General features: G+C 62.3%; 31 protein-coding genes. 20 read left to right on the top strand and 11 right to left on the bottom strand.

Annotated features, from left to right (window positions below):
• The first annotated feature begins 121 nt into the window (after positions 1–121).
• Complete coding sequence (locus NKI18_RS12125) at positions 122–733, top strand: TetR/AcrR family transcriptional regulator (protein WP_352595764.1); 612 nt, start codon at positions 122–124, stop codon at positions 731–733.
• A 49-nt stretch (positions 734–782) separates the two neighbouring features.
• On the opposite strand, the gene NKI18_RS12120 is transcribed toward NKI18_RS12125, so the two are convergent.
• Positions 783–1,376, bottom strand: a complete 594-nt coding sequence (locus NKI18_RS12120) for a hypothetical protein (protein ID WP_352616773.1) — start codon at positions 1,374–1,376, stop codon at positions 783–785.
• A 119-nt stretch (positions 1,377–1,495) separates the two neighbouring features.
• Here NKI18_RS12120 and NKI18_RS12115 point away from each other — a divergent pair, with 119 nt between their 5' ends.
• Positions 1,496–2,626, top strand: coding sequence for a metallophosphoesterase (locus NKI18_RS12115; protein WP_352616775.1), 1,131 nt, complete (start codon positions 1,496–1,498; stop codon positions 2,624–2,626).
• A gap of 62 nt (positions 2,627–2,688) precedes the next feature.
• Here NKI18_RS12115 and NKI18_RS12110 read toward each other — a convergent pair whose 3' ends face one another.
• Positions 2,689–2,868, bottom strand: a complete 180-nt coding sequence (locus tag NKI18_RS12110; RefSeq protein ID WP_352616778.1) for a CsbD family protein — start codon at positions 2,866–2,868, stop codon at positions 2,689–2,691.
• Between the two features lie 147 nt (positions 2,869–3,015).
• On the opposite strand from NKI18_RS12110, the gene NKI18_RS12105 reads away from it, so the two are divergent.
• On the top strand, positions 3,016–3,684 hold the full coding sequence (locus tag NKI18_RS12105; RefSeq protein WP_352616781.1) for a glutathione S-transferase family protein: 669 nt from the start codon (positions 3,016–3,018) through the stop codon (positions 3,682–3,684).
• A gap of 77 nt (positions 3,685–3,761) precedes the next feature.
• Complete coding sequence (locus NKI18_RS12100; RefSeq protein ID WP_352616784.1) at positions 3,762–4,517, top strand: SDR family NAD(P)-dependent oxidoreductase; 756 nt, start codon at positions 3,762–3,764, stop codon at positions 4,515–4,517.
• 19 nt (positions 4,518–4,536) lie between these two features.
• Here the strand turns inward: NKI18_RS12100 and NKI18_RS12095 are convergent, their stop codons facing one another.
• Positions 4,537–5,388, bottom strand: coding sequence for a LysR family transcriptional regulator (locus NKI18_RS12095; protein ID WP_352458366.1), 852 nt, complete (start codon positions 5,386–5,388; stop codon positions 4,537–4,539).
• Positions 5,389–5,485: 97 nt separating this feature from the next.
• Between NKI18_RS12095 and NKI18_RS12090 the strand changes: the two genes are divergently transcribed.
• The 7 genes from NKI18_RS12090 to NKI18_RS12060 all read left to right on the top strand — a co-directional run bounded on the left by NKI18_RS12090 (position 5,486) and on the right by NKI18_RS12060 (position 8,986).
• Complete coding sequence (locus NKI18_RS12090) at positions 5,486–5,947, top strand: RidA family protein (protein WP_352616790.1); 462 nt, start codon at positions 5,486–5,488, stop codon at positions 5,945–5,947.
• A 66-nt stretch (positions 5,948–6,013) separates the two neighbouring features.
• Positions 6,014–6,805 (top strand): SDR family oxidoreductase, encoded by a 792-nt coding sequence (locus NKI18_RS12085; RefSeq protein WP_352616793.1) that lies wholly within the window; start codon positions 6,014–6,016, stop codon positions 6,803–6,805.
• Between the two features lie 437 nt (positions 6,806–7,242).
• Positions 7,243–7,452, top strand: a complete 210-nt coding sequence (locus tag NKI18_RS12080) for a cold-shock protein (protein ID WP_010915421.1) — start codon at positions 7,243–7,245, stop codon at positions 7,450–7,452.
• A gap of 344 nt (positions 7,453–7,796) precedes the next feature.
• Positions 7,797–8,024 carry a hypothetical protein gene (locus tag NKI18_RS12075; RefSeq protein ID WP_023677608.1) on the top strand — a complete coding sequence of 76 codons (228 nt, stop codon included), beginning with the start codon at positions 7,797–7,799 and terminating at the stop codon, positions 8,022–8,024.
• Positions 8,024–8,431 (top strand): hypothetical protein, encoded by a 408-nt coding sequence (locus NKI18_RS12070; RefSeq protein WP_292664441.1) that lies wholly within the window; start codon positions 8,024–8,026, stop codon positions 8,429–8,431. Before NKI18_RS12075 ends, NKI18_RS12070 begins: the two co-directional genes overlap by 1 nt.
• Position 8,432: 1 nt before the next feature.
• Positions 8,433–8,597, top strand: a complete 165-nt coding sequence (locus NKI18_RS12065) for a hypothetical protein (RefSeq protein ID WP_352569748.1) — start codon at positions 8,433–8,435, stop codon at positions 8,595–8,597.
• A 50-nt stretch (positions 8,598–8,647) separates the two neighbouring features.
• Positions 8,648–8,986, top strand: coding sequence for a YkgJ family cysteine cluster protein (locus tag NKI18_RS12060; RefSeq protein ID WP_352569825.1), 339 nt, complete (start codon positions 8,648–8,650; stop codon positions 8,984–8,986).
• Between the two features lie 37 nt (positions 8,987–9,023).
• Here the strand turns inward: NKI18_RS12060 and NKI18_RS12055 are convergent, their stop codons facing one another.
• On the bottom strand, positions 9,024–9,944 hold the full coding sequence (locus tag NKI18_RS12055) for an AraC family transcriptional regulator (RefSeq protein WP_353019780.1): 921 nt from the start codon (positions 9,942–9,944) through the stop codon (positions 9,024–9,026).
• Between the two features lie 170 nt (positions 9,945–10,114).
• Here NKI18_RS12055 and NKI18_RS12050 point away from each other — a divergent pair, with 170 nt between their 5' ends.
• Together NKI18_RS12050 and NKI18_RS12045 are read left to right on the top strand one after the other, a co-directional pair.
• Positions 10,115–10,534, top strand: a complete 420-nt coding sequence (locus NKI18_RS12050) for a nuclear transport factor 2 family protein (protein WP_352616800.1) — start codon at positions 10,115–10,117, stop codon at positions 10,532–10,534.
• An 86-nt stretch (positions 10,535–10,620) separates the two neighbouring features.
• Positions 10,621–11,232: a LysE family translocator gene (locus NKI18_RS12045; RefSeq protein ID WP_352616803.1), complete on the top strand. Its 612-nt coding sequence runs from the start codon at positions 10,621–10,623 to the stop codon at positions 11,230–11,232.
• 17 nt (positions 11,233–11,249) lie between these two features.
• Here the strand turns inward: NKI18_RS12045 and NKI18_RS12040 are convergent, their stop codons facing one another.
• The 3 genes from NKI18_RS12040 to NKI18_RS12030 are packed head-to-tail and all read right to left on the bottom strand — an operon-like array spanning position 11,250 to position 13,160.
• Positions 11,250–11,636 (bottom strand): nuclear transport factor 2 family protein, encoded by a 387-nt coding sequence (locus tag NKI18_RS12040; RefSeq protein WP_352616806.1) that lies wholly within the window; start codon positions 11,634–11,636, stop codon positions 11,250–11,252.
• A 16-nt stretch (positions 11,637–11,652) separates the two neighbouring features.
• On the bottom strand, positions 11,653–12,099 hold the full coding sequence (locus NKI18_RS12035; RefSeq protein WP_352616809.1) for an OsmC family protein: 447 nt from the start codon (positions 12,097–12,099) through the stop codon (positions 11,653–11,655).
• A 50-nt stretch (positions 12,100–12,149) separates the two neighbouring features.
• The gene (locus NKI18_RS12030; RefSeq protein ID WP_352616812.1) at positions 12,150–13,160 is read right to left on the bottom strand and encodes a zinc-dependent alcohol dehydrogenase family protein; all 1,011 of its coding nucleotides are present in this window, start codon (positions 13,158–13,160) and stop codon (positions 12,150–12,152) included.
• Between the two features lie 96 nt (positions 13,161–13,256).
• Here NKI18_RS12030 and NKI18_RS12025 point away from each other — a divergent pair, with 96 nt between their 5' ends.
• Positions 13,257–13,856, top strand: coding sequence for a TetR/AcrR family transcriptional regulator (locus NKI18_RS12025; protein ID WP_352616815.1), 600 nt, complete (start codon positions 13,257–13,259; stop codon positions 13,854–13,856).
• A gap of 292 nt (positions 13,857–14,148) precedes the next feature.
• On the opposite strand, the gene groL is transcribed toward NKI18_RS12025, so the two are convergent.
• The gene (groL, locus tag NKI18_RS12020) at positions 14,149–15,804 is read right to left on the bottom strand and encodes a chaperonin GroEL (RefSeq protein WP_352616818.1); all 1,656 of its coding nucleotides are present in this window, start codon (positions 15,802–15,804) and stop codon (positions 14,149–14,151) included.
• Positions 15,805–15,866: 62 nt separating this feature from the next.
• Positions 15,867–16,163 carry a co-chaperone GroES gene (gene groES / locus NKI18_RS12015; RefSeq protein ID WP_006203049.1) on the bottom strand — a complete coding sequence of 99 codons (297 nt, stop codon included), beginning with the start codon at positions 16,161–16,163 and terminating at the stop codon, positions 15,867–15,869.
• A 217-nt stretch (positions 16,164–16,380) separates the two neighbouring features.
• On the opposite strand from groES, the gene NKI18_RS12010 reads away from it, so the two are divergent.
• Entirely contained in the window at positions 16,381–17,316 is a 936-nt protein-coding gene (locus tag NKI18_RS12010) for a bifunctional helix-turn-helix transcriptional regulator/GNAT family N-acetyltransferase (RefSeq protein WP_352616821.1), read from the top strand.
• Positions 17,317–17,356: 40 nt separating this feature from the next.
• Here the strand turns inward: NKI18_RS12010 and NKI18_RS12005 are convergent, their stop codons facing one another.
• On the bottom strand, positions 17,357–18,745 hold the full coding sequence (locus NKI18_RS12005; RefSeq protein ID WP_353019777.1) for an FAD-binding oxidoreductase: 1,389 nt from the start codon (positions 18,743–18,745) through the stop codon (positions 17,357–17,359).
• Between the two features lie 140 nt (positions 18,746–18,885).
• On the opposite strand from NKI18_RS12005, the gene NKI18_RS12000 reads away from it, so the two are divergent.
• The 5 genes from NKI18_RS12000 to NKI18_RS11980 all read left to right on the top strand — a co-directional run bounded on the left by NKI18_RS12000 (position 18,886) and on the right by NKI18_RS11980 (position 26,304).
• Positions 18,886–19,794, top strand: coding sequence for a LysR substrate-binding domain-containing protein (locus NKI18_RS12000; RefSeq protein WP_352517858.1), 909 nt, complete (start codon positions 18,886–18,888; stop codon positions 19,792–19,794).
• Between the two features lie 156 nt (positions 19,795–19,950).
• A complete protein-coding gene (locus NKI18_RS11995; RefSeq protein WP_352617015.1) occupies positions 19,951–20,430 on the top strand; it encodes a MarR family winged helix-turn-helix transcriptional regulator in 480 nt (159 codons plus the stop codon).
• Entirely contained in the window at positions 20,427–21,605 is a 1,179-nt protein-coding gene (locus NKI18_RS11990) for an HlyD family secretion protein (RefSeq protein WP_352453709.1), read from the top strand. The genes NKI18_RS11995 and NKI18_RS11990 overlap by 4 nt, the downstream gene beginning before the upstream one ends.
• 302 nt (positions 21,606–21,907) lie before the next feature.
• Complete coding sequence (locus NKI18_RS11985; RefSeq protein WP_352616826.1) at positions 21,908–23,443, top strand: DHA2 family efflux MFS transporter permease subunit; 1,536 nt, start codon at positions 21,908–21,910, stop codon at positions 23,441–23,443.
• A gap of 173 nt (positions 23,444–23,616) precedes the next feature.
• Positions 23,617–26,304: an EAL domain-containing protein gene (locus NKI18_RS11980; RefSeq protein ID WP_352616828.1), complete on the top strand. Its 2,688-nt coding sequence runs from the start codon at positions 23,617–23,619 to the stop codon at positions 26,302–26,304.
• Positions 26,305–26,347: 43 nt separating this feature from the next.
• On the opposite strand, the gene NKI18_RS11975 is transcribed toward NKI18_RS11980, so the two are convergent.
• Positions 26,348–26,863, bottom strand: coding sequence for a CAP domain-containing protein (locus tag NKI18_RS11975; RefSeq protein ID WP_352616831.1), 516 nt, complete (start codon positions 26,861–26,863; stop codon positions 26,348–26,350).
• Positions 26,864–26,982: the final 119 nt, after the last annotated feature.

Raw genomic sequence — 26,982 nt, 5'->3', positions numbered from 1 at the left:
CTGTTTTGCAAAACAGACCGGTTGTCCTGTTTTGTCAATCTGCTATCGTGTGAAGATGTCAGCAGAGATAACCGCGCGCCCAAAGTCGCGGGCTCAAAAACGCACCAACGACCCCGAAGGCATGCGCAAAAAGGTGCTCGATGTCGCCGAGGAGGCGTTTCAGGCACGCGGCTATCATGCATCCAGCATGGGCGACCTGATGGCGACGGCGGGCGTCACCGGCGGCGCGCTGCACCACCATTTCCCAACCAAGAAGGCGCTGGCGCTCGCAGTGATCGAGGAGCGGGTCGCCGCCGCCGTAGAAGAGACTTGGATCGCGCCGATGCGGATGGCTCCCTCAGCGCGCGAGGGCGTGCGCTCCGTGTTCGCGGCCGTCGCGGCGGAGCTGGAGCAGCAGGGTTTCGTGCGCGGCTGCCCGCTCAACAACCTGGCGCATGAACTGTCGCTTGCCGATCCGGATTTCCGCATTGCCCTTGCCGGCATTTTTTCGACCTGGCGTCAGGCGATCGCCGACAAGATCAGCGCCGACCAGCAGGCGGGCCGGGAGCTGGGCACCGATCCGCAGCGCTTCGCAGCGCTCGCCGTCGCCAGCTATTCGGGCGCCATGTCGATGGCCAAGACAGCACAGGACGCGAGCGTGCTGCGTGACTGCCTGATGGCGTTGGAGCAGGGAGTTATGTCGTCCAAAGCAGGAACGAGGCGACGTAGCAGGATACTGCACAGAGCCCTCTGACGCCGGCAGGACAGTCGCTCACTATGACCGAGGCGGGGAGGCCGAGCTCTTAATTCGGCAGCGGCTTGATCAGCTCGTAGCCGACCACGCTTTCGGCACTGGTGCCCTCGTCATAGCGCCTGGCCACAACTGCCTGCAGGTCGGGTGCGTAAAGCGCGGTAAACTCGTCCCGCATCTCGCCGGCCTCGCTCCTGATGGTCTGCTTGACCGCGAGCACGGAGTATTTGCAATCACCCAGGCTGAACGTCTCCTTGCCCTTGATGTTGATCTCCAGCGTCTCGGTGCCCTTCGGCGGCTTGTTCGGTGCGAGACGGGCAAATACGATCTTGCTCTTGGCACCCGCCTTCAGCGGGAACACCTTCCTGAGATCGGAAAACGGGATCATCGCCAGCTGCCCCGTGCTGCTGTCGCGAAACACCTCGATCAGCCCGCCGAACAGGTACTGCGACTGCGGCGACTGCGACTGGTATTTGTTGGCCACGGCAACCATTCCGCCCGCCGCCGGACGAAATTCGCTGTGGATGCCAGCCCTTTCGAGAATAAAGCCGGCCTTGGCCGATTTGGCGTCGATGCACTCGGCGCCTTGCGCCGCGCTCGTTACCGCCAGAATGGCCATTGTCATGCCGATGGATGCAGTGTTCATGGCGTCCTCCTCTGCCCGCGTAAGTTGAATGCCGAAAGCAATGCCAGACCTGGGGGAACGTGTCGACACACTTTGCGAGCAACTGGACTGCCGGTCCGCGTCGTGCTGAATTTTAGCGCATGATGCATCGCATTTCCGCCCGGCCGGTTTCCCGGCGCAGGTTCCTGATGAAGGCAGCGGCCGTTGCCGCGGCCGGCGCCGTTTCGCGCCCGGCCTTCGGCCAGACCGGGCAGCGCATCCCGCCGATCGACGCCACTTTCCTGTTTATCGCTGATGTCCATGCCTGCCGCATGGCGAACGGATTGAGCCCGCACTGCGAGCAGGAGGGCAAGACAGACGCTGCCTTGCTGCGCAACGTCGCCGCACTCAACGGCGTCGGCGACAGGCAATGGCCGGTTGAAATCGATGGCGTTGCCACCGCCCTGCGCTCGACGGGCAAAATCGGCACGCCGCTCGGCCTCGTCGTTGGCGGCGACATCACCGATGATGGCGGCGGCCAGATCACCCAGCCCAGCGAGGGCACGCAACTGCTTCAGTTCAGCCAGCGCTACCAGCAAGGCGTCGGCCCCGACCGCGTGCACATGCCGGTCTATGTCGGCCTCGGCAACCACGACCTCGACCAGAACGGCCCGCGCTCGCATGTCGACTGGTACCGCCGCGAAATGCGCGACTACGTCGAGGTCAACCACCGCCCCGGCGTGTTCTTCAAGCCGCCTGCGCCGGCGACCGACTACGATGTCGGGACCGATTGCTACTCATGGGATTGGGGCGGCCTGCATCTTGTCCAGACGCACCGTTTCGCCGGCGATATCGGCCATGGCGCCGTCAGCAGCCTGCCATGGCTGAAGCAGGACCTGGCGACTTATGCCGGCGACGGCCGCCCGGTCATCCTGTTCCAGCATTATGGCTGGGATACTTTTTCGATCGAAAGATGGGACGCCGCCGAGAAAACCTTCGACGACGGAGGCAAGGGTCCGCCCCACTGGTGGAGCGAAGCCGACAGGCAGGCGCTGCTGGCTGTGCTGAAGGGTTACAACGTCGTCGGCATCTTCCATGGCCACCAGCACGCGACGCCGATGATCTACCACCGTGACGGGCTCGACTTGTTCAAGCCGAAGGCCGCCTTCATGGGCGGCTTTGCGTTGGCGCGGGTGACGGGAAACAGCATGGATGTGGTGCTGGGCGAAGCCGCCGGAGATCATGGCGAGGTCACCTTCACCAATGCATACAGCAAAAGCCTGACTTTCTGACGGGCAGGAGAGGGCCAAAAAAAGGCGGCCGAGCGCCTTTTCTGGTTTGCAAAGGGCCGGCGTCAAAGCGCCTCCCTAGCCTTGTCCTTCACGTCGCCGTAAGCCTTCTGCATCTTGCCGGTGGCCTTGTCGACGTCGCCTTCGGCCTCGGTGCGCCTGTTGCCGGTGGCCTTGCCGGCGGTCTGCTTGACCGAGCCCTTGGCTTGCTTGGCAACGCCGGCAACCTGATCCTTGTTCACCATCTCGCATCTCCTGAACCGTTCGCCTGGAGAAACGGTCGCGGATCGCTTAGGTTCCGGGTTCTGCCCGTCGATTGGGATAGCTTCCGGCCGCAAAGCCGACAGGATAGGGTGCACCAGAACGCCCGAACAGACAGGGCCGGAGGGACAATGGCTGAATTCACGCTCTTCATCGGCAACAAGTGTTTTTCGTCGTGGTCACTGCGGCCGTGGCTGGCGATGAAGTATCTGGAGATCCCGTTCGAGGAAGGTCTTGTGCGCCTGCGCACGCCCGAGACCGCGGCCAATCTGGCCAGGATATCGCCGACCGGCCAGGTGCCGGTGCTGAACCATCGGCTGCCGAATGGCGAGGTCCGGATCGTCTGGGAAACCCTTGCCATCCTTGAATATCTCGCCGAGCTGTTTCCCGGGAAAAAACTCTGGCCGGCCGACATCGGCGCCCGCGCGCTGGCCCGCTCGGCGGCGACAGAGATGCATTCCGGCTTTCGCGAGGTCCGCTATGGCTGGCCGATGAATTTGCGCCGGCCAAAAGGCCACAAGCCGCTCGACGCCGAAGGTGAGGCACAACGGGCGCGCATCGAAGGGCTATGGCGCGAATGCCGCGAAAAGCACGGCAAAGGCGGGCCGTTTCTGTTTGGCCGTTTCACCGCGGCCGATGCCATGTACGCGCCGGTCGTCACCCGCTTCGACACCTATGGCGGCACGCTGGCAACCGATACCCGCGCCTATGTCGACGCCGTGCTTTCGATGCCGGCGATGCGCCACTGGTATGCCGAGGCGGCGAAAGAGCCTTGGCCGGAGCCCGGCCCAGACGAGTAGAACCACGCAAAGCCGGTCTTCCACTTCGCGGCCCGCGGCCTATCTGAAGATCGGGCAGGGGCCTTGGAGACTTCACAATGACTTCTGTTTCTTCCGCACTGGCCGCCAAGGTCGCACTTGTCACCGGCGCCTCCTCGGGCATCGGCGAGGCAACGGCTGTGGCGCTCGCAGCCGCCGGGGCCAAGGTGGCGATTGCCGCACGCCGCGCCGATCGTCTCGAAGCGCTGGCCGCACGTATCGAAAAGGCCGGCGGCACGGCGCTCCGCATCGAGGCCGACGTCACCAGCAACGACGATGTCACCGCCATGGTCGACAAGGTTGTCACCGAATGGGGCCGCCTCGACATCCTCGTTAACAATGCAGGTGTCATGCTTCTGTCGCCGGCCGCCGATGCCGAACTCGACGACTGGCGCCGCATGATCGAGCTCAACCTGCTGGCGCTGATGGGCGTCACCAAGGCGGCGCTGCCGCATCTGAGGGCCGCCAAGGGTCACATCGTCAATGTCTCGTCGATCGCCGGACGCGTCGCCAATCCCGGCGCCAGCGGCTATGCCGCAACCAAGTTCGGCGTCGTCGGCTTTTCCGAATCGCTGCGCCGCGAAGTCTATGCCGATAAGGTTCGTGTCACCGTCATCGAGCCTGGCCTTGTGCGCACCGAACTCGGCGACCATGTCACCAACCCGGCGGCGAAGGCCGGGCTCGACCAGCGGCTCGCCGCCATGGAGGCGCTGACCGCCGAGGACATCGCCGCGGCCATTCTCTACGCCGTGGGCCAGCCGGCACACGTCAACGTCAACGAGATCGTCATCCGCCCGACCGACCAGGAACGGTGAACGGCGTCAGATATTTTCGCTACGCCTCAAATCCCGCCCGCAGGAAATCGCCACACTCCTCGACCAGCCGCGACGGGTCCCTCGCGAGGTAGACGCCGAAATCCGCCATCGGCGCCGGCGGCAGGTTGAAGCGTCCGTTGAGGCTTTGGCAGTCGGGCGGTAGTCCTTCCTGCAGCAGAAGGCCGATGCCAAGCCCGGCCCTCAGCGCCGAGATCAGCGTCGCGAAAGTCGACACGCGGCAGCCGATCTTCCAGCCGATCCCGGCCTCGGCGAGCGAGGCCAGCATTCTGTCCTGCCAGGAGCAGGCGCCTTCGAAGATGATCAGCGGAAGCTCGACCTCGTCATCGATCTCGATCATGCGGCTTGCCGCCCAGACCAACTGTCGTGACAGATGGCCTCGCGGCGCCTTTGTGAAGCGCGCCGGATCGGCCATGACGATGTCGCATTTTCCTTCGCCCAGCGACTTGCTGAGATCGCTGCTGCTGGCTGATGTCAGCTCGATCTCCACGGAAGGATGCCGGCGGCGGAAGTCGGCAATGATCAACGGCAGCCGTGTCACCGCCAAATCCTCGACGATGCCCAGCCGGACACGGCCGACCAGCTTGCGGCCTTCTATCTCGCGCCTGGCATCGTCGCCGATCGCGATGGCCTTGCGGGCGAAGGCGAGCAGGATCTCGCCGGCCTCGGTCAGCGTCACGCCGCGCGGCGAACGGCGCAGCAGCTCGGCGCCGACTTCACCCTCGAGGCGCTGAAGCTGCATACTCACCGCCGCCTGGGTGCGGGCAAGCCGATCGGCGGCCCGGCTCACCGTTCCCGTATCGGCCACGGTGACGAAGGCGCGCAGCAGCCGGACGTCGATATCTCCAGTCATAAGAATTCCTGATAGCTGTGTCAGTACTATCAGGCTACCCGAAAGCCCGATCTGAATTCAAGGTCCGCTCGCACCAACGAAAACAGGAGCAGCCACCTTGTCCTACAGACGAAGATTTGAGGAGTTCGGTGTCGCCTGGCCGTCGCTCGATCGGCCCGCTTTGCCGTTCTCGCCGACGGTTCGGGTCGCAGACATCGTCTATGTCTCCGGTCAGATCCCCGAGATCGGGCAGGAGATCGCTGCGATCGGCCAGGTCGGCGCAGAGATCGATCTGGCCGCGGCGCGGAACGCCGCCCGGCTCTGCGCGGCCAACATCGTCTATTGGCTGGACAAGGAATTGGACGGCAATCTCGACCGCGTCGTGAGATTCGCCAAGCTGACCGTCTATGTGAACGCGGCGGCCGGCTTTGCGGCCTATTCGGAGGTCGGCAACGGAGCATCCGAATTTCTGCTCCATGTTTTCGGCGAGCGTGGCGAGCATGCCCGCTGCTCGCTCGGCATGGCCGGCTTGCCGGCCAATGTTCCGGTCGAAGCCGACGCCATTGTGCATGTCCGCTGATGCACGCCCAAAGCATGCACTCAGGGCTTATCCGGGAGTGCGCAGTGAAACCAGAGGAGGCTTGGCTTGATAAGTACAAATCTTGAGGGGCGGAAGGCGCTGGTTCTCGGAGGAGGCAAGGGCCTGGGTTTCGGCGTCGCCGAAGCGCTCGCGGCGAAAGGCGCGGAGATCATCCTGGTCGGACGAGGGGAGGAGACCCTGGATGCGGCGCGGCGCGCGATCGAGTCCGCCGGCCCCGTCTGCTCGACCTTCAGCGCCGATCTTTCCGATAACGACAGCGTCTCCCGGCTGATCCGTGCCATCGAGGACGAGCATCAGCGGATCGACATCGTCCTGCTCAATGGCGGCGGCCCGCCGCCCTTCGCGGCCAGCGTCTTCGATGCGAGCGTCTGGGAGAAGCAGTTCACCAGCATGGTGCTGAGCCAGATGCGTATCGCCATTTCTTTCCTGCCAGGCATGCGGTCGCGGCGCTGGGGGCGCATCATCGCCGTTTCCTCCACGTCCGTCCGCGAGCCGATCCCCGGCCTCACCGCTTCGAATGCGTTGCGCGCGTCGCTTGCCGGCTGGGCCAAGACCCTGGCCGGCGAAGTGGCGGCGGACGGCGTCACCGTCAACCTGTTGCTGCCTGGCCGTTTTGCGACGGACCGGACGAAACAGTTCGACGCGATGGACGCCGCCGACAGGGGTGTGGACGCTGCTGTGATCGCCGCCGAGAGTCAGGCCGAAATCCCGGCAAAGCGCTATGGAGCCCCCGCGGAATTCGGCGCGGTTGCCGCATTCCTGGCCAGCGACGACGCCGCCTATATCACCGGCGTGGCTTTGCCGGTGGATGGCGGGCTCAGCCGGGCCATGCTGTGAGGGGCAGGGTGCAGCGGCGCGAATGGTCGCATCACAGGAACGCCCCTCGTGCCTTTTATCTGCGCGGGGGCGTCCTGTTTGTCGTCCGCCTCTCTCAAGATCGCTCTTTCAAGAACGGCTTTCGACACCGAAAGAATGCCCCGGCGCCAAAATGGTTCCCGGCTGATTGGTTTTTTCGGCGGGCAATAGCCCGGCTTTCGCCGTCCGATGTGCTGGCGCGGGCCGCCGCCGCGCGTCTCCGCGAGTGTGGAAAATCAAAAAAATTGACACAACGCGCAAAGAAGTCTATAAGAATTTTGTCGATATTTGTTTGACCGACTTTTGTTATCCGCGTGCTTAGGCGCGCCTTTGGCGAACTTCCCCCATCAAAATCGAGACAAACGTTGTTGTGCATCCGCATGACGGCGAACGAATATTTGCCATGGAAAGGGTTCGTTATGAGCACAGGCACAGTTAAATGGTTCAACGCCACCAAGGGTTTTGGTTTTATTCAGCCTGACGACGGTTCTGCCGACGTTTTCGTCCACATCTCAGCCGTCGAGCGCGCCGGAATGCGCGACATCGTCGAGGGCCAGAAGCTTGGCTACGAGATGGTCCGCGACAACAAGTCGGGCAAGATGTCCGCCGACCAGTTGAAGGCGGCCTAAAACGGAATTAAGCCTCACCGGTGACCACGGATGTACTGGCACCGGTGAATGGCAAATTCCAGCGCATGATCGCGGGGATGTTAAGTCCCCGCTCATGCGCATGAGAAGAACGTTTCCTTGCGCGTCTCTCGGGATGCGCGGGCGCTCTCATGGAAGGTCAGGCGGTGCCTGGCCTTTTTCATTTTTGCGCTTCGATCGCCGAAAGAGCGCTGCTCGACGGCCCGGACGTGCTAAGGACGTTCCAGCAATTTGAAACCGGCTGCCGTATTGCTTTGTGCGGGATCCTGGCCGAAAGACCAGTCTCGCCACTTTTCGGCGGCGTGCTCCGAACCGGGAGAAAGACCTTGACCGCAACTTCAAAAAAACCCCGCGACCAGGCCGAATCCATTTTCAGCAAGACGCGGACCCAGTCGATGTCGCTCGACCGCATCAATTCCGAACGGGATGCCGTCAGCCAGGCCCGCGAAGCCAAGACCGCGCGGCTGCGCGAATTGCGCCTGGAGAAGGAAGCCGACGACATGGCGGCGGCGGTTGCGCTCGCGGCCTCGCCGAAACGCGCAGGCAAACGCTGATGGCCACCAAACGCGTGCCTCAAAAGGCGATCGCCGCAGATTCGACCATCGCCGATGTCGTGGGCGAACTAGACAAGCCGGTCGAATATGTCCGGCGCGTGCTCGAAAAGCTCGAGCGCTGCAGGCGTGTCCACGGCGATGCCCAGGTTCGGCTCGGCGTGCGCGGTCGTGCCGAATGCCCCAATTATCTGATCGAATACGTCCGGGAAAACGCCAAGACCCGCGAGCGCGTGACCTTTCAGGATGCCGCCTACAGCGGCAGCACGCATCGCGAGCTGGCGCCCCGGCACATCGAGGAAGCCAGGAACTGGTCGCCCGAAGAAATGAACATCACGGCCGTTTCGGCGCTCATCGGCCGCCTTCGCAATCCGAATGCGCCATCATCGCGTTTCTCTGACGAGGATTGATATGGCAATCAAGTTTTCCGCCAAGGGCCAGCCGGCAGCGCCTGCTGCCGCCGTGAAGCCGGCCAAGCCGACGGCCGCGCCAAAAACCGGCGAAGCCGCCGAAGCGGGCACCGATCTGTTCAGGTCGCCGGCGGAAGCACCGCCGCGCAAGCCCAAGAAGAAATAGCGCCCTTGCAGCAAAATGCCGACCGGAAATCTGCGCCAAGGCTGCTTGCCCTGGCGGTCGCAGAGGAGTTTTCGTCGCCACAAGAGGGCGCCGCTCCGATTGCCTTCGATTGCCAGACCTGTGGCGCCTGCTGCGCCTACTCGTCCAGATGGCCGCGCTTCTCCACCGAGGATGACGCGCAGCTCGACCTTATCCCGCAAAAATACGTGGCTGCCGACGAAGCCGGTATGCGCTGCGACGGCGCGCGCTGTTCGGCACTGTGCGGCGAGGTCGGCAAGTCAACGGCCTGCGGCATCTACGACATCCGCCCTGACGTCTGCCGCGCCTGCATGCCGGGCGATGACGACTGCCTGATCGCGCGTCGGGCTCACGGTCTGCCGACGCTGTAATGACGGCCCTCGGGCTGGCGTCTCAGTTTGAATTTCGTCAATCAGATGCGCGAAAGTCGCTGCGGTAGAGGCCGGGCGATCGTCCGGTCAATCGTTTGAATGCCTGCGAGAACGACGGCACCGATTCATATCCGACGGCGCGCCCGATCTCGCCAATGTTCTGGTTCGTTTCCCGCAGAGCCTTGGCGGCAAGGTTCATCCGCCACCGGGTCACATAGGACAGCGGCGGCTGTCCTACCAGTTGAGCGAAGCGACGCGCGAAGGTGGCCCGGGACTGTGCTGCGCCGCTGGCAAGGGAAGCGATGGTCCAGGGATTGCCCGGCCGCTCGTGGATCAGGCGCAAAGCCTGCGCAATGCCTTTGTCGCGCAAGGCGCCAAACCATCCCCCTGTTCCGAGTGGCTGATGTTCGATCCAGGCACGCAACAAGAAGATCAACGTGCTGTCGAGAAGGCGTGGGGCGACAATGTCGTGGCCGCCGAGATCGCCTTTCGCTTCGACCTGCAGAAGTTCCAGGGCAAGCCGTAGCGGCTCGCTGGTGCCAATCTGATTTCGGGTCAAATGGATCAGCGGAGGAAGCAGCGAAACCATCGGGTATGGCCCGACGCCGTCGAGTGAATATCTCGCACAAAGAAGAGTTGTCGCGTCGCTCTCGCTTTTCGGTTCCAGTCCGCTCCGATTTGCGGAAAGGACGGCGGATATCGATGCCGTCGGTGCATCCGCCGGATTGCAAAGGGCATGCCCGATACCGCTCGCGACAAGGATGACATCTCCCTCGCCTAAGCGGATCGGCGCTTTTTGACCAGTCAGCCGCAACCAGCATTCGCCGTTCTGTATGACGTGGATGGCGGCATTCCTTGTCGGATCCACCGAAATACCCCATGGCCGATGCAGGGTCGCGCTGCCGATCATGGCGCTGCCAAATCTCAGCGACGCAAGAACTTCGGACAAGGCGTCCATGAGAACCATCCTCCAACGATGAATAGGACGACGCTATTAGACGATTGGATAAGAATCTAGTGGAATAGCGTATCGACCATCTCACAATCGCAACAGATCATGTTGGCAATGTCGGCGTGCGGACGCTCCCGTCCACACCGGGCAGAAGCAGGCACGGGAAGGAGCAAAACATGCGTGACGAACCATCAAATTCAGTTCCAGCCAAGATTCATAGTTCGCTCGAGACCAACAAGGCGATCGTCCTGGACTTCATCGACAAAGCAGTAAACCAAGGCAACATCGAAGCTGCTTCGATGCATTTTGGCGAACGCTACATCCAACACAATCCGAACATTGCGGATGGTGCGGAAGGCTTCAAAGCCTATCTGCAGCAGCTCAAACAGTCATTTCCCCTCGTGAAGGGAGAGGTGAAGCGGATTTTTGCCGAAGGGGATTTCGTCATCGTGCACATGCACGCAAAACGCGAACCGGAGGAGGAGGGCTTGGCCATCGTCGACATTTTCAGGCTGAAGGACAGCAAGCTGGTCGAACACTGGGAAGTTCGGCAGCCTATTGCCGATAGCAAGCTGCACGCCAACAGCATGATCTGAATGCGCATAGGCTCTCAGGTTGGCTTGTGCCCGCACGTTTCGCTGATTACGCTGCCGGCGGCAGGGCCAGCACCGGGAGACCATCCGTGAGCATCGAATTTCTGTTGACGTCGCTGATTGTCGTGGCTTCGCCCGGTACCGGCGTTCTCTATACGCTGAGCGCCGGGCTTTCGCGTGGTGCGCGCGCCAGCATCATTGCCGCTTTCGGCTGCACGCTCGGCATCATTCCGCACATGGCGGCCGCCATCACCGGCCTCGCGGCTCTGCTGCATACCAGTGCCGTCGCCTTCGAGACGCTGAAATATCTCGGCGTCGCCTATCTTCTCTACATGGCCTGGAACACGCTGAAGGAGAAGGGCGGCCTGAGCGTCGACGAAAATGTCGCGCCGCGCTCGGCCGGCAAAGTGATCACTTCGGGCATCCTCATCAACATCCTCAATCCGAAGCTGTCGATCTTCTTCTTTGCCTTCCTGCCGCAATTCGTCAGCACCACCGAACCGCATGCGCTGTCGAAAATGCTGGAGCTCAGCAGCATCTTCATGCTGCTCACCTTCGTGGTCTTTGTCGGCTATGGCATTTTTGCCGCGTCGATCCGCAGCCATGTCGTGTCGCGGCCAAAGGTGCTGACCTGGATGCGCCGCACCTTCGCCGGTGCCTTTGTCATGCTCGGCGCCAAACTGGCGCTGGCGGACCGGTAGACAGGAAGATCGCGGACCTAACCCTTCACGTAGCCCATGGCCTCGACGATCTGCCCGTCCGCCACGCGCATCAGGTTGACGCCGCGCAGCGATCTGCCGTCGGCCATCCAGTAGCGCCAGCGGATCGTCGCCCGGTCGCCGGCGACGAAAGTTTCTTCGATGTCGAAGCGCGTGCCGGGTCCGGTCGCGATCGCCGACCACAGTTCGACGCAGGCGCCCTTGCCGATGCGGCGGGCGCCGTCCGGGGCCGGCGTGGTGTTCTCGATCACGCAATCTTCCGCCACCAGATCGTCGAGCGCCGACGGGTCGTGGCGCTGGAAGACGTCGTTGTAGCGCCGCATGATCTCGGCCGTTTCGGCGGAGCGTTTGGCTGCGGCGATGTCGATGATGAGTTCCTGTGTCATTGGATATTCGTTCCCTTCAGTGATCGGTAGCGGTTTCGATGAGGCGGGCCTTGAGCGTGATCACTGCGACGCCGGCCAGCGCCCGCGACACGAGGCAGCTCTCCTTGGCCGTCTGCGCCAGCCGCTCGAACTCCCCCGCCGCCAGCCCGGCGACGCTTGCCTCGGTCTCCAGCTCGATACGGGTCAGCGTCGGTCCGGCCGCGGTGGCGCCGAGATGCGCTTTCGCGATCGTGTGGATGCGTGCGGGAGTGTAATCTTCGCGGCCGAGGATGGCGCTCAGCGCCATCGAGAAGCAGCCGGCATGCGCCGCCGCAATCAATTCCTCGGGGTTGGTGCCGGGACCGTTCTCGAAACGCGACGGGAACGAATAGGCGCCTTCGAAGACGCCGCTGCCGAGCTTCAGCCGGCCCGAACCTTCCTTCAACGATCCCTGCCATTGGGCCCCTGCTTCACGAATGGTCATTGTGTCTCTCCTTTGATTTGAGGGGTCGATCAGATTTTGGGGCGGACCAGTCAGGCGCCGTCGACGACCACTTTCCCGAAGACGTCGCCTTGCTGGAAATAGCGATAGGCGTCGTTGGCCTCGTCGAAGGCGAACACCTTGTCGATGACAGGCTTAAGCCGATGCACCGAGATGGCGCGCAGCATGGCTTCGAGGTTGGTGCGATTGCCGACGAACAGGCGGCTGATGGTGGCGAGGCTGCGCTGGTAGACCGGGCCGGGGATCTGCACCGTCCCGCCTTTCGCATCCTGTATGGTGAGAAGCACGATGCGCCCGTAAAGCGCGCAGGCGATCATCGATTGCGCGAAGGTCAGCGGGCCGCCGGTCTCGACGACGAGGTCGATGCCGCCGGTCTGCTCTCGCACCGCAGCACCCCATTCCGGCATGTCGGCGGTCGAGACGACGAGGTCGGCGCCCAGCGCCTGCAGCCGGTCCAGCTTCTCGTTGCGCGAGCTGACTGCCACGACACGGCAGCCGAGCAGCTTGGCGAATTGCAGCGCAAATAGCGCGACGCCACCTGAACCGATGACAAGAACCCATTGGCCGGGCTTCGGCATTTCGGCTGCCGTCACGGCATTCCAGGCGGTCAGGCCGGCGCAGGTTAGTGTCGCCGCTTGATGCCAGTCGAGATGATCGGGAAGCCGCACCGCCCATTGCTCATCGAGCACGGCGTATTCGGCCAGCATCCCGTCCAGCGTGCAGCCAAGCTGGTCGATCAGACCGGCATTGATGCGGCCATCGATCCAGCGCGCAAAATAACTGCCGGTGACGCGGTCGCCGACGGCGAAGCGGGTGACGGCCTCGCCGACGGCAACGACTTCGCCGGCGCCGTCGCTCAGCGGGATAACGCCTTGGCGCGGCGCCAGCGGGTAGGTGCCGTTGAGGATCATCGTATCGCGGCGGTTGAGCGAGGTGGCGCGGACACGCACGACGATCTCGAGCGGCTTCGGCGTCGGCTGCGCCTCGTAGCGCATCACCAGGCACTTGGTCCCGCAGGTTCCTTCAAGACGATAACTGCGCATTTGCCTCTCGTATATGTAGACTGATCTACATATTATGTAGACCGATTGTCATATTCGAGGCAAGGCCTATAATGCTCTCTCCTGACAGGGGTTGACATGGCGAACGACACCCGCACCCGCATACTCGAGACGACGGGGCTGCTGCTGAGGCAGCGCGGCTACCACGGCACGTCGCTCAACGATATTTTGAGCGCCTCAGGCGCACCGAGAGGTTCGCTCTACTTTCACTTTCCGGGCGGCAAGGATCAGCTGGTCATCGAGGTGACGCGCGACAGCGTCGCTGATGTGACGCAGAGGCTGGACGCCGCGCTCGCTGCCGAAAAGGACCCGGCGGTGGCTGTCCACCACATCTACCAGTCGGTCGCGCGCATGCTGGAAGACAACCAGTTCACGCTCGGTTGCCCGATCGCGCCCGTGGTGTTGGACTCGCCGATCGACATGCCGGAACTGGCCGAGTTGTGCCGGTCCGCCTTCGAGCAATGGATAGGCTTGCTCAGGGCGGCCTTCGTCAGGGCAGGGGTGCCCGAGCGCCGCGCGCACGCGCTCGCATTGCTGGTCGAATCATCGCTGGAAGGGCTGATGGTGATCGCACGCGCCACCCACGACCGTGCCCCTGTGCTGGCAGTAGCCGATGAAGTCGCGGCGCTGATTGAGGGGGCATTGCCAGCGAAAGAGGACGCCGTCACGGCGCATTGACGTTCGCGCTTCCACGGCATCGAGGCCGGCGCGGAGCCCTGCCGAAGGGCCGACGCTCCAGCTCTGCAATTCACGTTCTGCGCCGACGTCGAAGAGGCGGTGAGGGGTATGCTTCCGCTTCCTTTGCAATCGGACCGCCTCTCATCCTCCGTCCCATCAACGAAAAAAGGGCGACCTCTCGGCCGCCCTTTCCGCATCTAAGGCGGATGGTTGGATTAGAAATCCATGCCGCCACTCAAGCCCGCTTGCGGGCTTGAGCAACTTGAGTCCATGGGCGTGCTTTATGGACTTCTTAGAAGTCCATGCCACCCATGCCGCCCATGCCGCCGCCGCCCATGCCGCCAGGCATGCCGCCGCCAGCCGACTCCTTCTTCGGAGCCTCCGCGATCATGGCTTCGGTGGTGACCAGCAGGCCGGCGACCGAGGCCGCGTCCTGCAGAGCCGTGCGCACAACCTTGACCGGATCGACGATACCCATGGCGATCATGTCGCCATATTCGCCGGTCTGGGCGTTGTAGCCGAAGGTTGCCCCCTTGTTCTCAAGGATCTTGCCGGCAACGATCGATGCTTCCGCACCGGCGTTGGCCGCGATCTGGCGGGCCGGAGCCTGCAGCGCGCGACGCACGATGCTGATGCCCGCGGTCTGGTCGGAGTTGGCGCCGGTTGCCTTGATGCTCAGCGAAGCGCGCAGCAGTGCGACGCCGCCGCCGGGAACGATGCCTTCTTCGACGGCCGCGCGGGTCGCGTTGAGGGCGTCATCGACGCGGTCCTTCTTTTCCTTGACTTCCACTTCGGTCGCACCGCCGACGCGGATGACGGCAACGCCGCCCGCCAGCTTGGCGAGACGTTCCTGCAGCTTCTCCTTGTCGTAGTCCGAGGTGGTCTCCTCGATCTGCTGCTTGATCTGGGCGACGCGGCCCTGGATTTCGGCCTTCTTGCCGGCGCCGTCGACGATGGTGGTGTTCTCCTTGGAGATCGACACCTTCTTGGCGCGGCCGAGCATGTTCAGGCCGACATTCTCGAGCTTGATGCCGAGGTCTTCGGAAATGACCTGGCCACCGGTGAGGATGGCGATGTCTTCCAGCATGGCCTTGCGGCGATCACCGAAGCCCGGCGCCTTGACGGCAGCGATCTTCAGGCCGCCACGCAGCTTGTTGACGACCAGCGTGGCCAGGGCCTCGCCTTCGACATCTTCCGAGATGATGACCAGCGGCTTCGAGGTCTGCACGACGGCCTCGAGGATCGGCAGCATGGCCTGCAGGTTGGAGAGCTTCTTCTCGTGGAGAAGAATGTAGGCGTCTTCCAGATCCGCAACCATCTTCTCGGCGTTGGTGACGAAGTAGGGCGAAAGATAGCCGCGGTCGAACTGCATGCCTTCAACGACTTCAAGCTCGGTCTCGGCGGTCTTTGCTTCCTCGACGGTGATGACGCCCTCATTGCCGACCTTCTGCATCGCTTCCGCGATCATCGAGCCGACCGACACGTCGCCATTGCCGGCGATGGTGCCGACCTGGGCAACCTCTTCCGAGGTCTTGATCTTCTTGGCGTTCTTGATCAGCGTCGCGACGACGTCGGCGACGGCGAGGTCGATGCCGCGCTTGAGGTCCATCGGGTTCATGCCGGCGGCAACCGACTTGTGGCCTTCCTGGACGATCGACTGTGCCAGAACGGTCGCGGTGGTGGTGCCGTCGCCGGCGATGTCGTTGGTCTTCGAAGCAACTTCGCGGACCATCTGCGCGCCCATGTTTTCGAACTTGTCCTCAAGCTCGATTTCCTTGGCGACGGTGACGCCGTCCTTGGTGATGCGCGGTGCGCCGAACGACTTGTCGATGACGACGTTGCGGCCCTTGGGGCCGAGCGTGACCTTCACCGCGTCGGCGAGGATGTTGACGCCGCGCAGCATGCGCTCACGAGCGTCGCGGGAGAATTTTACGTCTTTGGCAGCCATTTTTAGCTCCTGGCAGGGGCTTGGATTGAGCCCGAAGATTTAAACGAGGGTGAGGCCGATATTCAGCCGATGATGCCCATGATGTCGGATTCCTTCATGATCAGAAGGTCTTCGCCATTGAGCTTGACTTCGGTGCCCGACCACTTGCCGAACAGGATGCGGTCACCGGCCTTGACGTCCAGCGGGACGAGCTTGCCGGCTTCGTCGCGGGCGCCGGAACCGACGGCGATGATCTCGCCTTCCTGCGGCTTTTCCTTAGCCGTATCGGGGATGATGATCCCGCCCGCGGTCTTGGATTCGGATTCGACCCGACGAACGACCACGCGGTCATGAAGCGGGCGGAACTTCGACTTTGCCATTTTTTATTCCTCGATGAGAATGGTGAGAACAGTTCCTCCGTCCGGCGGCGCCGGACATGTGGTTAGCACTCATCTTGGGGGAGTGCTAACGTGGCGCTGAAATAGGCTGGCAACTCGCGCGAGTCAAGGCGCCCGGTGAGCATCATCAGGACAATTGCTTCAAATGGATACTTGACTAAGTCAACTAAATCGCTGATCTTGCCGGGAGGAGGATGCCATGACCATTCATGATCACCCAGGCAAGGAGCGGATCGACGCGGTGCGGGCCTTCAACCGCTTCTACACCCGCCAGATCGGGCTGCTCGACGAAGGGCTGCTGAAAAGCACCTTCTCGCTGACCGAGGCGCGGGTGCTCTATGAGCTGGCGCATCGCGATGGCCTGACCGCCACCGACCTTGCGCGCGATCTCGGCCTCGATGCCGGTTATCTCAGCCGGCTGCTGAAGAGGTTCGAGGAGCGTGATCAGGTCGAGCGCGCCACGATCGAGGCGGATGCGCGGCGCTCGTCGATCGCGTTGACCAAGGCCGGGCGGCAGGCCTTCGCGCCGCTGAACCAGGGTTCGCACGACCAGGTCGCGGCTTTGCTCGAACGGCTTTCGGTTGCCGAACAGGACAAGCTGGTCAAGGCCATGCAGACAGTGCAGCGTTTGCTGGGCGGAAGCGCCGAGCCCAAAATTCCCTATATGCTGCGGCCCCTGCAAGTCGGCGACATCGGCTGGATCATTCATCGCCAGGGCCTGCTCTACGCGCAGGAATATGGCTGGGACGAAACCTATGAAGCGCTGGTCGCCGAAATCCTCGGTGCCTTCGTCAAATCCTTCGATCCGAAATGGGAACGCAGCTGGATCGCCGAGCGGGAAGGGGAGGTCGTCGGCTCGGTCTTCGTCGTGCGCCAGTCGGACGCGGTGGCGAAGTTGCGCCTGCTCTATGTCGAGCCGTCGGCGCGCGGCCTCGGCATCGGCAAGCGGCTGGTCGAGGAATGTATCGGCTTCTGCCGCGCCACGGGTTACAGGACACTGACGCTGTGGACCAACGGCGTGCTCGCCGCCGCTCGCCACATCTATGAGGCTGCGGGCTTTAAATTGACCAACGAGGAGCGCCACCATTCCTTCGGCAAGGATCTGGTCGGCCAGAACTGGAATTTGGAGCTGTAGCAGCGCCGCAGAATTTCGAGCATCGGCCTGGGGCGGTCGCTCAGGTCGCAGGCTTAATGTTTTGGTTCAAGCGAAAGAAATTGGTGGGATCATACTTGTTCTTTAGTGCGGCCAACCTCGGATAATTCTCGCCGTAAGCCGCCAGAACCCGATCAGTGCCCTCTTCGCCGAGATTATTCGCATAGACGCCGCCGGTCGAGAACGGTCTCATTGCATCCCACAGGTCGCGCGCCCATCGGATGTGCGTTTCGTCGTCAGACGGATTGTCCCAGATCGATATCGGGAAGCAATCGTAAAGTGCATCTCTGTTGGCGTAGGGCGTTCCGTCCATCGGTACTCGCGAGATGGCGCCGCCAACCTGCTGCAGGACTAGAAGCGATTCGCTGGGTGCTGTCATGTAAGCCGCTACCATGGTATCGATCGCCTGATCTGTGATTTCGCGCATGAACTGCGCCTTCCAGTAGTAGCGCCGCCCGCGCGGAAAGAGGCTGTCCCCGGCCGATTGGATTTGAAGATAGGGGACAGGAGCAATCCGGCGCTCAACTGGCGTGCCATACTCTCTCAGAGGTTGAATGATTTGCTGGCCTTCGTCGAGTGGGCCGATGTAGCACGCCGATATGCTGAAGAAGCGTTCGCCCGAGGGCGCCGTCACAAGTGCTGCATCCAGGCTCAGCTCATCCGGGGCGCCGCTCGAGAACGCACGATAGAACCGCATCGCTTCGCGTGCCTCTTCGTAGCGGTATAGCATCGATCCCGCGATGAGGAGCGGACCCACGGGATGGAGCTTGTATTCGAAGGTGGTGACTATTCCGAAATTGCCGCCGCCGCCCCGAATGCCCCAGAACAAATCTGCATTTTCGGCCGCGTTTGCCGTGAGCAACCGGCCGTCCGCCGTCACGATTTCGACAGCGACAAGGTTGTCGCAGCTCAGTCCATGTTTGCGGCCAAGCTTGCCGAACCCGCCGCCGAGTGTCAGTCCGGCTATGCCGGTATCCGCGTTGACACCCATGGTCGTCGCAAGACCATGGACCTGTGTGGCTGCGTCGAACTCGCCCAGGTTCAGGCCGGCTTCTGCGCGCGCAACACGGCGGATCGGGTCGACTTCGATCCGCTTCATGCGTGACACATCGATCACCAAGCCGCCGTCGCATACCGAACTGCCGGCGACGTTATGACCACCGCCGCGGACGGCGACGAGGAAGCCTTGCGATCGGGCGAAGTTGACGGCCGTGACGACATCGCTGGATTCGGCGCAATAGAAGACAGCCGCCGGCCTCTTATCGACCATGCCATTCCAAACTCTGCGCGCCTGGTCATAGCCAGGGTCGTCCGCAAGGATCAGATCGCCGCTAATCGCCTGCCTGAGCCGGGCGATATCTGGCGCCTGCAACGTCGGCTCGGAACCGTCTATAAGCTTGAACATGCTCATCGAGGGATACCCTTCGTGATCCAGCACGGTTGGACAGGCCGCTGTCGTTCACCGGATCATAAATATCTCATGCGGCGCCATTCGCTGCAAAATCGAATATCTCAGTCGCTGGATGAGCTAAATTCATCTAAACTGCCTGGATGAGAAAACTTCCGCCGCTCGGGTCGCTTCGCGCCTTCGAAGCCGCTGCCAGGCTGATGAGCTTCAGGAAGGCCGCGACGGAACTCGGAGTGACGCCAACGGCCATCAGCCACCAGATTCGATTGCTCGAGGAGGTCTGTGGGCAACTGCTGTTCCGGCGGCGCCCACGACCGCTCGTGCTCACAGGCGTGGGCGAACGGCTATTCCCGGTAATTTGCAGCGGCTTCGACGCTTTCGCTGCGGCAATTGCGTCAGCCTCGGCCGGAGTTGGCCAACGCCCGTTGCGCGTGACGAGCCCAAATGCATTTGCCAGCCGATGGCTGGTTCCGCGCCTGTCGAAGTGGCGCGAACAGCATCCGAACATTCCACTGGAGATCATCGGGACAGACGCCGTTCTGGACCTGCGAGCCGGTGACGCCGACGTCGCGATCCGCTATGCGCGCAGGATGCCGCGGGATGTTCCCGCGCAGGAAATTTTTCGGGACGCATTCTTTCCGGTATGCAGCCCGGAGCTGTTCGCAGGAGGCGACCGACAGATCGAGCGCGCCGCCGATCTGCTGCAATACCCGCTCATCCATTTCAATTGGACGAACCGCGACCCGGAAGCGCCGACTTGGCAACGATGGCTGGCGATCGCGCGCTCGATCGATCCCAGCATCCCCAATGCCAACCAGGCATGGGACCTAAGCTTCCGTGAAGAGCTGCACGCGATTGACGCGGTAGCGGCAGGCCAAGGTATCGCTATCTGCAGCGATGTGGTCGTCAGTGGCGAACTCGAGGCTGGCAGGCTAGTCAAGGCACATGATCTCTGTCTGCCAGGCTATGGCTTTTACCTTGCCTGCGTAGCCAATCACCCCCGACAAGCGCATATCGAAGCGTTTTCCGCCTGGATGAGATCGATAGTCTGAGCATCTGAACGCCGATCTTCTGCATGCTCGTCACAAGCGCCCGGCGTAATAAATTGCTAACCACGATCGCCCTGCACCGACTGCCATGCACACTTGCCGGCTTCTGGCACAATCCGGCTCCTTGAATTATGAGCACGCTTATTATATATGTCGCTCATGGTTTCCGACGGCATCGACAGATTGGGCTTTTTGATCCACGACGTGCAGCGCCTGATGCGCAAGCGCTTCGAGGCGCGCGCCAGTGGTTTCGGCCTTTCTTCGGCGCAATGGCGGCTTCTGGTACGTGTCGCCAAGGAGGCGGGTGTCGCGCAGGCGCGGCTTGCCGAGCTTCTCGAAATCGAGCCGATCAGCGTCTCGCGTCTTGTCGATCGCATGGAGGAGGGCGGCTGGATCGAGCGCCGTCCCGACGCAACCGACAGGCGAGTGCGCATGATTTTCCCGACCGCCAAGGCGAACGCGGCCTACACCCACGTCAAGAGCCTTGCCGGCGAGGTTTATGAGGAATCGCTCGTTGGCGTTTCGCCGGAAGATCGCCGCGTCCTGGTCAGGGCGCTGGAGACAATGGTGCAGAATCTTGCAGATGGTGAGACGCCGCCCTCGGAAAAAGTGAAGAATGCGGAAGGCGCAGCAGCATGAACGCGGTAGCCAAACTAGATGAGAATGCGGCCAAGCTGGAGATGGAAGCTCCCGCGAAGCCGGCGGCAGCTCCGGTAACGGTCGCTCCGCAGATAGCTCCGGCGCCGGTGGCGCCGAAGAAGAAGCGCCGTGCCGGCCGCTTCCTTTTGATGTTTGTGCTGCCCGCTGCGTTGATCGCCGGCGGCAGCTATGTCTGGGTGACCGGCGGCCGCTATCAGGAGACCGAGAACGCCAATCTGCAGCAGGCCAAGGTGTCGATAGCCGCCGATACGGCGGGCCGCATCGTTCAGGTCGACATTTTCGACAACCAGTCTGTCAAGCAGGGCGACGTGTTGTTCGCTATCGATCCCGAGCCCTACCGGATCGCATTGGCCCAGGCCGATGCGGCGGTGGCCGGCGCACGGCTCAATGTCGAGCAGCTGCGTGCGGCCTACAGCCAGGCGCTGGCGCAGGAGAAGTCCGACGAAAGCCAGGTCCAGTACGCGCAGTCGCAATATGACCGCGCCGCCGATCTTGCCCAGAAGGGCATCAACGCCAAGTCGTCTCTGGACGAAGCCAAGAACGACCTCGACAAGGCGAAGCAGCAGCTGGCCGTGGCCCAGCAAGGGATCGTCAGCGCCAAGGCGGCACTTGGCGGCAATCCCGACATCGAGACCGACAAGCATCCAACGGTAATGGCGGCGCTCGCCGCACGCGACAAGGCGGCCTACGATCTGGTCCAGACCACGGTCAAGGCCCCCGCCGACGGCATCATCAGCCAGGCCGCTTCGTTCAAGGTCGGCCAGTATGTCGGTTCGGGCACGCCGCTGTTTTCGCTGGTCGAGACCGGCGACACCTGGGTCGACGCCAATTTCAAGGAAACCCAGCTCACCAACATGAAACCCGGCCAGAAGGCCGAAATCATGGTCGATACTTATCCGGGCAAGACGTTCGAAGCCACCGTCAAGGCGATCGGCGCCGGCACCGGCGCCGAGTTCTCGCTGCTGCCCGCGCAGAACGCTACCGGAAACTGGGTCAAGGTCACGCAGCGCATTCCGGTCCGCCTGGAATTGACCGATGCCGACGCCAAGGCGGCGCTGCGCACCGGCATGAGCGCGACCGTCACGGTGGACACCGGCGTTTCCCGCGGCCTGCCGAGCATTTTCCGCCGCGCCACGGCAGGCGAGGCCAGGTAAAGAGGCCTGGTAGCGGCCGCATAGCAAACAGCGAGATGGATGCAGGATTGGTCCGAGGGAGGCGCAGGAAAAGTTGAATGCGTAGACGGGCTGCGCTGTAGCCTGCCTGAGCAGACAACGCCGCGCAGGATCTTCGGTCCTCCGGTTTCCGGGCGGCAGGCGCCCGCTTTGTCGAGACGCTCAGTCGATGTAACCCCCACATCGATGCTCGCGTCCCACCGCGATAGGTCTCTCTACAGCGGGGCCTCGCCGTCCGGAAACCTAATGTACACGTTTTTGTTACCTGCTGGAAGTTTTAGCTCATGAGCAGCCCAGAACCCTTTTGCGAAGTACCGCACCGCGGCCTGATCACAGTTGCGCTCATGCTTGCGACGATCATGCAGGCGCTCGACACGACGATCGCCAACGTTGCGCTGCCGACCATGACCGGCGATCTCGGCGCCTCCCCCGACAACATCAACTGGGTGTTGACCTCCTACATCGTTGCCGCCGCGATCATGACGCCGGTGACCGGCTGGCTGGCCGACCGCTTCGGTCGCAAGGAGCTGTTCCTGACGGCCGTGGTCGGTTTCACCGTCTTTTCAATGCTGTGCGGCATCGCCTGGAGCCTTGAGACCATCGTTTTGTTCCGGCTCATGCAAGGCGTGTTCGGCGCGGCCATCGTGCCGCTGTCGCAGACCTTCCTGCTCGACATCAACCCCAGGGAACGCCACGGCCAGGCCATGGCTATCTGGGGCGCGGGCATCATGCTGGGACCGATCCTTGGCCCGACGCTGGGTGGCTGGCTGACCGAGAATTTCAACTGGCGCTGGGTGTTCTTCATCAACCTGCCGGTCGGCATCATCGCCTTCCTCGGCATGGCCGCATATCTTCCCAGCGTCGCCCGGCGGGTGCGCAGCTTCGATTTCTTCGGCTTCACCATGCTCTCGCTCGGTGTCGGCGCGCTGCAGCTGATGCTCGATCGCGGCGGCGAGGTCGACTGGTTTTCCTCGATCGAGATATGGATCGAGCTTGGTCTTTCCATCACCGGCTTCTGGGTATTCACCATACATACGTTGACGGCGGAGCACCCCTTTATCGACCCCAAGATCTTCCTCGATCGCAATTTCGTCACCGGGCTGGCGTTCATCTTTGTCATGGGCGTGCTCATCCTGGCGAGCATGTCGCTGCTGCCGCCAATGCTGTCGACCATCTTCGGCTATCCGACCCTCACCATCGGCGTCGTCCTGGGGCCGCGCGGTGTCGGCACGATGATCGCGATGCTGTTCGTCGGGCGGATCATGCACAGGATCGATGCCAGGATCCTCGTCGTCATCGGCTTCCTGCTGACCGCGCAATCGCTCTACACGATGTCGAGCTTTTCGCCGCAGATGGACAACTGGCTTATCCTCAGCTCCGGCGTCATCCAGGGCCTTGGAATGGGAATGGTGTTCGTGCCGCTGTCCACCGTGGCTTTCGCCACGCTCGACGCACGTTTCCGCACCGATGCAACGGCGCTGTTCAGCCTGGTGCGCAATCTTGGCTCGTCGATCGGCGTATCGGTGGTGACGGTTCTGCTGGTACGCAACACGCAGATCAACCACGCCGAGCTCTCGGCCTATATCAATCCGTTCAATCCCAACCTCTGGGCGGCATCGCCGGCAGCGGCGGGCGGCGATCCGACGGCGCTGTCGCTGATGGATCGCATGGTCAATATCCAGGCGATGATGATCTCCTACGTCAATGACTTCAAGCTGCTGATGATGATGACACTGCTTGCTGTCCCCTTTGTTTTCCTGCTGCGCAAGCCAAAGGCTGCGCCGCCCGCCGGTGGGGCGCCTGCCGCGCATATGGACTAAGTCTCACGGCTCCGGCACCGCGACCGGCTCACGGCTTCCGTTGCCTGTGCCGGTAGCGTCGGCGTTGAGCCAGGTTCACCTGCCATTAGTATATCCGGACCAATATGCAGTCGCTTTTGGGTTGAAGGCGAGCCTCCTTTGCTTGCCTCAAGCATCAGCGGGAGGAATTGTGTTTGGCCACGAAGTCATCCAGGCAAACCGCCGACGCGCCCGAATCCGCAAATTTGACGACGCTGGCACAACTGGCGACTGCCTCATATGAGGCCCTCGAGCGCGAGCTTCGCACCACGATTGCGGCACTTCAGGACCAGGCACTGCGGTTCCAGACCGCGATAGAGAACATCTCGCAAGGCATCTGTTTCTTTGATGCCGATGAACGGCTGATCCTGTGCAATCGACGCTATGCGGAAATCTATCGCCTTGCACCGGAGCAATTGCAGCCGGGTGCGGCGCTGCGCGAAATCGTCGAGCGGCGCGTCGCTGTCGGAACCTCGGCAATGAATGCGGACGCTTATCTGGCGTTGGCCCGGGCAGTCAATTCGGGCACGGCTTCGGGGAACTGGACAGCCGAGCTCGCCGATGGCCGGACAATTCAGGTCTGCCATCAGCCGATGCCTGACGGCGGCTGGGTGGCCACGCATGAGGACATCAGCGAGCTCAGCGCCAACCGCTTGGTCGTCGACGAGCGTATCTCCTTGCAGACGCTGATCGACCTGGTGCCTGACTACATGTGGGTGAAGGACACCGAAAGCCGCTTCGTCGTCGCCAACCGAGCCATTGCGTCCGACAGCGGTCGAGACAGCACGAGCGACATGATCGGTCTGAGCGACTTCGACCTTCACGCGCCGGATCTTGCGCAGAAATTTCGCCTCATCGAGCAGCAACTGATGCGCGACGGACAACCGATGATCGACGAGGAGGAGTTCGTCGTCGATGCGTCAGGCACCGGCAAATGGTTCCTGTCTACGAAACTGCCGTTGCGCAACGTTCAGAACAACATTTTCGGCCTCGTCGGCATTGCCCGCGACATCACTGCGCGCAAGCAGGCCGAAATCCTTCGCGATGGGCAGGCGCATATCCTCGAGATGATCGCAAAGAGCGCTCCCCTCGAAGACGTGCTCGAGCGGCTCATGCGTCTGGTCGAGTCTCAACTGGCGGGGATATTCGGTTCGGTCTTGCTGCTCGACAAGGATGGCAGCCACTTGCGCCACGCCGCCGCGCCGAGCCTGGCGAGAGACTACACCGACGCCGTCGACGGCGCCGCGGTAGGCCCAAGGGCAGGGTCTTGCGGTACCGCAGTCTATCGGCGCGAGCCGGTGATTGTCGCTGACATCATGCAGGATCCGCTTTGGCAGGACTATCGCGAACTCGCGCGGCCACACGGTTTGCGTTCATGCTGGTCGACGCCGATCCTGTCGCATCAGGGCGCCGTGCTCGGCGTTTTTGCGATGTATTCTATGACGGTGCGCGAACCGACCGAGGCCGAGACTCGCCTCATCGATTTCACCACGCGCATCGCCGGGATCGCCATCGAACGCAAACAGGCCGAAGACCGGATCCACTTCATGGCCAATCATGACGTGCTGACCGGGCTTCCCAATCGCGCCTTGTTGGAGGACCGGCTTTCACAGGCGGTCTTGTACGCCCAGCGATACGATCGCTGGGTGACAGTGGTGTTCATCGATCTGGACAATTTCAAATTCGTCAACGACACGCTCGGCCACAATGCCGGCGACGAGCTCCTGAAGATCGTCGCAAGTCGCATGGTCGACTGCGTCCGGGCGACCGATACCGTCGTGCGGCTTGGCGGCGACGAATTCGTCGTCGTGCTTTTCGACCAGCCGGCGAACGTCGATCTCGTTTCCGAGACCTTGCAAAAGCTCAGGGCTGCACTCGCCGAGCCGGTTCAGCTCGGAGCGCATCTTGTGCGGGCGACGGCCAGTATCGGCATTGCCAACTATCCCAAGGATGGAATGGATCCCGATACGCTGCTGGCAAATGCCGATGCGGCCATGTATCGCGCCAAGGAGTTCGGCCGCGATAATTTCCAGTTTTACGCTCCGGAGTTCAACACCAGGGCGCATGAAAAATTCGTGCTTCAGGAAGAATTGCGAAACGCCTTGGCACGTTCGGAATTCACGCTGCTTTACCAACCGCAGGTGGACCTTCGGTCAGGTCGGGTTTTTGCGGTCGAGGCGCTGATACGCTGGAACCACCCAACGCTTGGCACGGTAATGCCGACGATGTTCATCCCGACCGCCGAGGAGACAGGTCTGATCGTACCGATCGGCGACTGGGTTCTGCATGAGGCGTGCCGGCAGAACAAAGCCTGGCAAGACGCAGGACTGCCGCCCTTGACCGTTTGCGTGAATGTGTCGGCGCGGCAATTCAGGGAGCGCAACCTGATCGATCGCATCGTCAGCGCGCTGAAGGACAGCGGCCTGGAGGCCAGGTATCTCGAGCTGGAGGTGACCGAGAGCCTTATCATGCAGGATATCGAGCTGGCGGTCGCCACCATGAACGCCCTGCAAAGCCTGGGTGTCCAGATCTCGATCGATGATTTCGGCACCGGCTATTCCAGCCTCAGCGCACTCAAGACCTTTCCCGTGGCGCGGCTGAAGATCGACAAGTCCTTCATCAAGGATCTCGCCGCCGACGAGAACGATCAGGCTGTGGCCAGCGCGGTGATTTCATTGGGGCAAAATCTCAACCTGAGGGTCATCGCCGAGGGCGTTGAGACAGATGATCAGGTGGCTTTCCTGCGCAGAAACAATTGCGACGAAATGCAGGGCTATCATTTCAGCAGGCCGATTTGTGCGCAGGACGTCGAGGAATTGCTCGGCGGCGGCCGCAAAGACTGACGGATCGGTCGCCAGCAGGCTTCTGCCGACCAAATGGCGGAAGTTATCTGCCGAGCACAAGGCACCAGTAGCGAAGCGTGCTGTCGCGGCCGTCGCGCACATAGGCGAGGCCGAAGCGGGTGAAGCGCGGGTCGAGCATGTTGCGGCGGTGGCCTGGCGAATGCACCCAGATATCAAACAGCTTCTGCTGGTCGAAGCGGCCTTCGGCGATGTTTTCGGCGGCAGCGCCGGCAATGCCATTGTCTTTGACGCGCGAGGCAAAGTCCTTGCCCCAGCCGGTGGTGTGGTTCATTCGGCCGCCGCGCGCCATATAGCCGGCCTGCTGCAGCGCCGCCTGCTCGAGCGGCGCATCGGGGACAAGCGGCCCGAGACCCGCCGAAGCGCGGATGCCGGTCAGCGTGCCAGCGGCGGAGGCAGAGACACCGGCGCCTTCGCCGGTGGGCAGCACGGTGGCGCAGGCGACGAGCCCGGCAAGGGCGCCAAGGCCGGCAGCTCTGAGCAGCACGCGCCTGCTTAGGCTTGGTTGGGCCTCATAATTTTCGATTTTCGTAACGGTCATGCCCGCCTGACATAACCGCGATCATGGCTTTTGCCGGGCAGGGCGGTGAAAATGCGTGATGATGGTTTCGACGTGATGGCACTGTGTCAGATTGATTTCACTGCTCAATCGAAACAGGC

It is taken from the genome of Mesorhizobium sp. M0800, assembly GCF_040320095.1.
Taxonomy (GTDB): domain Bacteria; phylum Pseudomonadota; class Alphaproteobacteria; order Rhizobiales; family Rhizobiaceae; genus Mesorhizobium.
Note: the sequence above shows the minus strand (reverse complement) of the source record. Positions and strands in the feature narration are given on the sequence as shown.

Coding starts and splice junctions, on each gene's coding strand:
- groES (WP_006203049.1), bottom strand. CDS start 16,163: ATGGCAAAGTCGAAGTTCCGCCCGCTTCATGACCGCGTGGTCGTTCGT.
- NKI18_RS12080 (WP_010915421.1), top strand. CDS start 7,243: ATGAGCACAGGCACAGTTAAATGGTTCAACGCCACCAAGGGTTTTGGT.
- NKI18_RS12010 (WP_352616821.1), top strand. CDS start 16,381: ATGACCATTCATGATCACCCAGGCAAGGAGCGGATCGACGCGGTGCGG.
- NKI18_RS12040 (WP_352616806.1), bottom strand. CDS start 11,636: ATGACACAGGAACTCATCATCGACATCGCCGCAGCCAAACGCTCCGCC.
- NKI18_RS11975 (WP_352616831.1), bottom strand. CDS start 26,863: ATGACCGTTACGAAAATCGAAAATTATGAGGCCCAACCAAGCCTAAGC.
- NKI18_RS11995 (WP_352617015.1), top strand. CDS start 19,951: ATGGTTTCCGACGGCATCGACAGATTGGGCTTTTTGATCCACGACGTG.
- NKI18_RS12050 (WP_352616800.1), top strand. CDS start 10,115: ATGCGTGACGAACCATCAAATTCAGTTCCAGCCAAGATTCATAGTTCG.
- NKI18_RS12105 (WP_352616781.1), top strand. CDS start 3,016: ATGGCTGAATTCACGCTCTTCATCGGCAACAAGTGTTTTTCGTCGTGG.
- NKI18_RS12120 (WP_352616773.1), bottom strand. CDS start 1,376: ATGAACACTGCATCCATCGGCATGACAATGGCCATTCTGGCGGTAACG.
- groL (WP_352616818.1), bottom strand. CDS start 15,804: ATGGCTGCCAAAGACGTAAAATTCTCCCGCGACGCTCGTGAGCGCATG.
- NKI18_RS11990 (WP_352453709.1), top strand. CDS start 20,427: ATGAACGCGGTAGCCAAACTAGATGAGAATGCGGCCAAGCTGGAGATG.
- NKI18_RS12110 (WP_352616778.1), bottom strand. CDS start 2,868: ATGGTGAACAAGGATCAGGTTGCCGGCGTTGCCAAGCAAGCCAAGGGC.
- NKI18_RS12025 (WP_352616815.1), top strand. CDS start 13,257: ATGGCGAACGACACCCGCACCCGCATACTCGAGACGACGGGGCTGCTG.
- NKI18_RS12115 (WP_352616775.1), top strand. CDS start 1,496: ATGATGCATCGCATTTCCGCCCGGCCGGTTTCCCGGCGCAGGTTCCTG.
- NKI18_RS12030 (WP_352616812.1), bottom strand. CDS start 13,160: ATGCGCAGTTATCGTCTTGAAGGAACCTGCGGGACCAAGTGCCTGGTG.
- NKI18_RS12000 (WP_352517858.1), top strand. CDS start 18,886: ATGAGAAAACTTCCGCCGCTCGGGTCGCTTCGCGCCTTCGAAGCCGCT.
- NKI18_RS12065 (WP_352569748.1), top strand. CDS start 8,433: ATGGCAATCAAGTTTTCCGCCAAGGGCCAGCCGGCAGCGCCTGCTGCC.
- NKI18_RS12125 (WP_352595764.1), top strand. CDS start 122: ATGCGCAAAAAGGTGCTCGATGTCGCCGAGGAGGCGTTTCAGGCACGC.
- NKI18_RS12035 (WP_352616809.1), bottom strand. CDS start 12,099: ATGACCATTCGTGAAGCAGGGGCCCAATGGCAGGGATCGTTGAAGGAA.
- NKI18_RS12070 (WP_292664441.1), top strand. CDS start 8,024: ATGGCCACCAAACGCGTGCCTCAAAAGGCGATCGCCGCAGATTCGACC.
- NKI18_RS12055 (WP_353019780.1), bottom strand. CDS start 9,944: ATGGACGCCTTGTCCGAAGTTCTTGCGTCGCTGAGATTTGGCAGCGCC.
- NKI18_RS11985 (WP_352616826.1), top strand. CDS start 21,908: ATGAGCAGCCCAGAACCCTTTTGCGAAGTACCGCACCGCGGCCTGATC.
- NKI18_RS12095 (WP_352458366.1), bottom strand. CDS start 5,388: ATGACTGGAGATATCGACGTCCGGCTGCTGCGCGCCTTCGTCACCGTG.
- NKI18_RS12100 (WP_352616784.1), top strand. CDS start 3,762: ATGACTTCTGTTTCTTCCGCACTGGCCGCCAAGGTCGCACTTGTCACC.
- NKI18_RS12005 (WP_353019777.1), bottom strand. CDS start 18,745: ATGAGCATGTTCAAGCTTATAGACGGTTCCGAGCCGACGTTGCAGGCG.